Here is a 5,681-nt window from a genome sequence, read left to right as displayed (position 1 = left end):
CCGGGTGTGTCTGATTTTTGAGAACTTAACAGCGTGCACAATGTTATATGCCAATTGTTATGTGCCGAATTGGTCTCTTGTGTTTGATCTGGTTTTTTGCTGGTGATGGTGTGGGGGATTTGTTTGGGATTGTTGTTGGATGAATTAGTGAATGTCAGTAATGATGTTTGTTTTTTTGTCAGTGTCAAACTTGTGTCTTTCTGCCTGTTTTGGTGGTTGGGTGCAGTGGATGTGCCGGGGCGTTTTGCGTTTCGTGCGTTTATGCATTTATGGAGAGTTTGATCCTGGCTCAGGACGAACGCTGGCGGCGTGCTTAACACATGCAAGTCGAACGATGAAGCCTAGCTTGCTGGGTGGATTAGTGGCGAACGGGTGAGTAACACGTGAGCAATCTGCCCTTGACTCTGGGATAAGCGCTGGAAACGGTGTCTAATACCGGATATGACCTTCCTCGGCATCGGGTGTTGGTGGAAAGATTTTTTGGTCAGGGATGAGCTCGCGGCCTATCAGCTTGTTGGTGAGGTAATGGCTCACCAAGGCGACGACGGGTAGCCGGCCTGAGAGGGTGACCGGCCACACTGGGACTGAGACACGGCCCAGACTCCTACGGGAGGCAGCAGTGGGGAATATTGCACAATGGGCGCAAGCCTGATGCAGCAACGCCGCGTGGGGGATGACGGCCTTCGGGTTGTAAACCTCTTTTAGTAGGGAAGAAGCGTAAGTGACGGTACCTGCAGAAAAAGCACCGGCTAACTACGTGCCAGCAGCCGCGGTAATACGTAGGGTGCAAGCGTTGTCCGGAATTATTGGGCGTAAAGAGCTCGTAGGCGGTTTGTCGCGTCTGCTGTGAAATCCCGAGGCTCAACCTCGGGTCTGCAGTGGGTACGGGCAGACTAGAGTGCGGTAGGGGAGATTGGAATTCCTGGTGTAGCGGTGGAATGCGCAGATATCAGGAGGAACACCGATGGCGAAGGCAGATCTCTGGGCCGTAACTGACGCTGAGGAGCGAAAGCGTGGGGAGCGAACAGGATTAGATACCCTGGTAGTCCACGCCGTAAACGTTGGGAACTAGATGTGGGGGCCATTCCACGGTCTCCGTGTCGCAGCTAACGCATTAAGTTCCCCGCCTGGGGAGTACGGCCGCAAGGCTAAAACTCAAAGGAATTGACGGGGGCCCGCACAAGCGGCGGAGCATGCGGATTAATTCGATGCAACGCGAAGAACCTTACCAAGGCTTGACATATGCCGGAAACGGCCAGAGATGGTCGCCCCGCAAGGTCGGTATACAGGTGGTGCATGGTTGTCGTCAGCTCGTGTCGTGAGATGTTGGGTTAAGTCCCGCAACGAGCGCAACCCTCGTCCTATGTTGCCAGCACGTTATGGTGGGAACTCATGGGATACTGCCGGGGTCAACTCGGAGGAAGGTGGGGATGACGTCAAATCATCATGCCCCTTATGTCTTGGGCTTCACGCATGCTACAATGGCCGGTACAAAGGGTTGCGATGCCGTAAGGTGGAGCGAATCCCAAAAAGCCGGTCTCAGTTCGGATTGAGGTCTGCAACTCGACCTCATGAAGTCGGAGTCGCTAGTAATCGCAGATCAGCAACGCTGCGGTGAATACGTTCCCGGGCCTTGTACACACCGCCCGTCAAGTCATGAAAGTCGGTAACACCCGAAGCCAGTGGCCCAACCTTTTTGGGGGGAGCTGTCGAAGGTGGGATCGGTGATTAGGACTAAGTCGTAACAAGGTAGCCGTACCGGAAGGTGCGGCTGGATCACCTCCTTTCTAAGGAGCATGTGCAGTCCTCGCTGTTTACACGGGGAATAAACTGCCAAGTCATTTCGGGGACGGATGTTTCTCGGTGGCGCTCATGGGTGGAACATTGACATTGTGGCCAGGTGGCGATCTTGAGTCTCAGTACGCTCTTCGGAGTTGGAACGGGTGATGGGGAGTGGTCTGGTCTTTTGCACGCTGTTGGGTCCTGAGGGATCGGGCCCCCGTTTTGCGGGTGGACGGTACTCTGGGTCTTTCCTGTTTCTGGCATGACTGGCCGGGTGGGGGAGGCGCCGCCCGTACTTTGAGAACTACACAGTGGACGCGAGCATCTTAGATTGACCCTTTGGGGTCGATCACAAGATTTTTCGGGCGTTTCCTTTCGGGGGAGTGTTCGATTGATCATTGGTCTATTTCTCTGTTAGAGGAATCGATTCGAACTCATGTGATTTCAAGATTCTAAGAGCAAACGGTGGATGCCTTGGCATCTGGAGCCGAAGAAGGACGTAGTAATCTGCGATAAGCCTCGGGGAGCTGATAAACGAGCTGTGATCCGAGGATTTCCGAATGGGGAAACCCCGCCGGGCCCTTTGGGTGACCTGGTGACTCCCGCCTGAATGTATAGGGCGGGTAGAGGGAACGTGGGGAAGTGAAACATCTCAGTACCCACAGGAAGAGAAAACAAGAGTGATTCCGTGAGTAGTGGCGAGCGAAACCGGAAGAGGCCAAACCGATTATGTGTGAGAGCCGGCAGGTGTTGCATGGTCGGGGTTGTGGGACTTTTCTGCTGATTCTGCCGAATGGCGAACGTTACAGCGCGACATAGGCGAATGGTATTGAAAGGCCAGTCGGAGAGGGTGCGAACCCCGTAGCCGAAATGTCGTAATGGCGTGAGGAGCATCCCAAGTAGCACGGGGCCCGAGAAATCCCGTGTGAATCTGTCAGGACCACCTGATAAGCCTAAATACTCCCAGATGACCGATAGCGGACAAGTACCGTGAGGGAAAGGTGAAAAGTACCCCGGGAGGGGAGTGAAAGAGTGCCTGAAACCGTTTGCTTACAAACCGTCGGAGCCTCCGTGTTGGGGTGACGGCGTGCCTTTTGAAGAATGAGCCTGCGAGTTAGTGATATGTGGCGAGGTTAACCCGTGTGGGGTAGCCGTAGCGAAAGCGAGTCTGAATAGGGCGATTCAGTCGCATGTCCTAGACCCGAAGCGAAGTGATCTATCCATGGCCAGGTTGAAGCGACGGTAAGACGTCGTGGAGGACCGAACCCACTTCAGTTGAAAATGGAGGGGATGAGCTGTGGATAGGGGTGAAAGGCCAATCAAACTTCGTGATAGCTGGTTCTCTCCGAAATGCATTTAGGTGCAGCGTTGCGTGTTTCTTGCCGGAGGTAGAGCTACTGGATGGCCGATGGGCCCTAAAAGGTTACTGACGTCAGCCAAACTCCGAATGCCGGTAAGTGAGAGCGCAGCAGTGAGACGGTGGGGGATAAGCTTCATCGTCGAGAGGGAAACAACCCAGACCACCGACTAAGGTCCCTAAGCGCGTGCTAAGTGGGAAAGGATGTGGAGTTGCACAGACAACCAGGAGGTTGGCTTAGAAGCAGCCACCCTTGAAAGAGTGCGTAATAGCTCACTGGTCAAGTGATTCCGCGCCGACAATGTAACGGGGCTCAAGCACGCCACCGAAGTTGTGGCATTGACATTTGTGGTAGGCCTTCGTGGTCCAGCCGTGTTGATGGGTAGGAGAGCGTCGTGTGGCCAGTGAAGCGGCGGTGTGAACCAGCCGTGGAGGCCACACGAGTGAGAATGCAGGCATGAGTAGCGAAAGACGGGTGAGAAACCCGTCCTCCGAAAGACCAAGGGTTCCAGGGCCAGGCTAATCCGCCCTGGGTAAGTCGGGACCTAAGGCGAGGCCGACAGGCGTAGTCGATGGACAACGGGTTGATATTCCCGTACCGGCGAAGGACCGCCCAAGCCAATCCAGTAATGCTAAGTGTCTGAATCCCCTTGATCAGAGCCTTCGGGCCGAGACGAGTGGGCCTAGCACACGACCCTACGCTGGTGCGGTTAGCGTATTAACAGGTGTGACGCAGGAAGGTAGCCGAGCCGGGCGATGGTTGTCCCGGTCTAAGGGTGTAGGCCGAGGGATAGGCAAATCCGTCTCTCGTACAGGCTGAGACCCGATGGGTAGACGCAAGTCGAAATCGGTGATCCTATGCTGCCAAGAAAAGCATCGACGCGAGGTTCAAGCCGCCCGTACCCCAAACCGACTCAGGTGGTCAGGTAGAGAATACTAAGGAGATCGAGAGAATCGTGGTTAAGGAACTCGGCAAAATGCCCCCGTAACTTCGGGAGAAGGGGGGCCTGAAGCGTGAAAGGACTTGCTCCTGGAGCGTGTGAAGGCCGCAGAGACCAGTGGGAAGCGACTGTTTACTAAAAACACAGGTCCGTGCCAAGTCGCAAGACGATGTATACGGACTGACGCCTGCCCGGTGCTGGAAGGTTAAGAGGAACGGTCAGCCGCAAGGCGAAGCTGAGAATTTAAGCCCCAGTAAACGGCGGTGGTAACTATAACCATCCTAAGGTAGCGAAATTCCTTGTCGGGTAAGTTCCGACCTGCACGAATGGCGTAACGACTTCCCAGCTGTCTCAACCGCGAACTCGGCGAAATTGCACTACGAGTAAAGATGCTCGTTACGCGCAGCAGGACGGAAAGACCCCGTGACCTTTACTACAGCTTGGTATTGGTGTTCGGTGTGGCTTGTGTAGGATAGGTGGGAGACTGTGAAGCTTGGACGCTAGTTCGGGTGGAGTCATCGTTGAAATACCACTCTGGTCACTCTGGACATCTAACTTCGAACCGTGATCCGGTTCAGGGACAGTGCCTGGTGGGTAGTTTAACTGGGGCGGTTGCCTCCCAAAAAGTAACGGAGGCGCCCAAAGGTTCCCTCAACCTGGTTGGCAATCAGGTGTCGAGTGTAAGTGCACAAGGGAGCTTGACTGTGAGACTGACACGTCGAGCAGGGACGAAAGTCGGGACTAGTGATCCGGCAGTGGCTTGTGGAAGCGCTGTCGCTCAACGGATAAAAGGTACCTCGGGGATAACAGGCTGATCTTGCCCAAGAGTCCATATCGACGGCATGGTTTGGCACCTCGATGTCGGCTCGTCGCATCCTGGGGCTGGAGTAGGTCCCAAGGGTTGGGCTGTTCGCCCATTAAAGCGGTACGCGAGCTGGGTTTAGAACGTCGTGAGACAGTTCGGTCCCTATCCGCTGCGCGCGTAGGAAATTTGAGAGGATCTGACCCTAGTACGAGAGGACCGGGTTGGACGAACCTCTGGTGTGTCAGTTGTTCCGCCAGGAGCACCGCTGATTAGCTACGTTCGGGATGGATAACCGCTGAAAGCATCTAAGCGGGAAGCCGGCCTCGAGATGAGATTTCCATGCCCTCGGGCGAGAGGCTCCCAGCTAGACTACTGGGTCGATAGGCCGGACGTGGAAGCGAGGACGAAAGACTCGTGGAGCTGACCGGTACTAATAAGCCGATATCTTGACAATCACCACTCCCATACATGTTGTAAGGCTGGTATGGGGGGAACATGAAAGCTTGCGTCCACTCTGTGGTTCTCGATGTACGGTCGAGAACCAAACAACAACGACACTGTGCTCACCCACAGCGCGTGCTTGTTTGACTCACCACAACACATCAACAATGTTTCGGCGGCCATAGCGAGAGGGAAACGCCCGGTCACATTCCGAACCCGGAAGCTAAGACTCCCAGCGCCGATGGTACTGCAGGGGAGACCCTGTGGGAGAGTAGGACACCGCCGGACAACACCAGTGAAATGGCCACCCACCCGGGTGGCCATTCCACGTTAACCCACCAAACACAAAACGGCC

General features: G+C 55.1%; 3 rRNA genes. All 3 read left to right on the top strand.

Features of this window, described 5'->3' with window-relative positions:
- The first annotated feature begins 266 nt into the window (after positions 1–266).
- The 3 genes from ACFQB0_RS15340 to rrf all read left to right on the top strand — a co-directional run bounded on the left by ACFQB0_RS15340 (position 267) and on the right by rrf (position 5,614).
- A 16S ribosomal RNA gene (locus ACFQB0_RS15340) occupies positions 267–1,787 on the top strand.
- Between the two features lie 437 nt (positions 1,788–2,224).
- Positions 2,225–5,339: ribosomal RNA gene (locus ACFQB0_RS15335) — 23S ribosomal RNA — on the top strand.
- Positions 5,340–5,497: 158 nt separating this feature from the next.
- Positions 5,498–5,614, top strand: a 5S ribosomal RNA gene (gene rrf, locus ACFQB0_RS15330).
- The 16S, 23S and 5S rRNA genes sit together here, the layout of an rRNA operon.
- The last annotated feature ends 67 nt before the right edge of the window (positions 5,615–5,681 follow it).

Origin of the sequence: Luethyella okanaganae (assembly GCF_042660285.1) — a bacterium.
GTDB lineage: Bacteria > Actinomycetota > Actinomycetes > Actinomycetales > Microbacteriaceae > Luethyella > Luethyella okanaganae.
The sequence above is the reverse complement of the archived record's forward strand: the minus strand, read 5'-3'. Positions and strand labels throughout refer to the sequence as shown.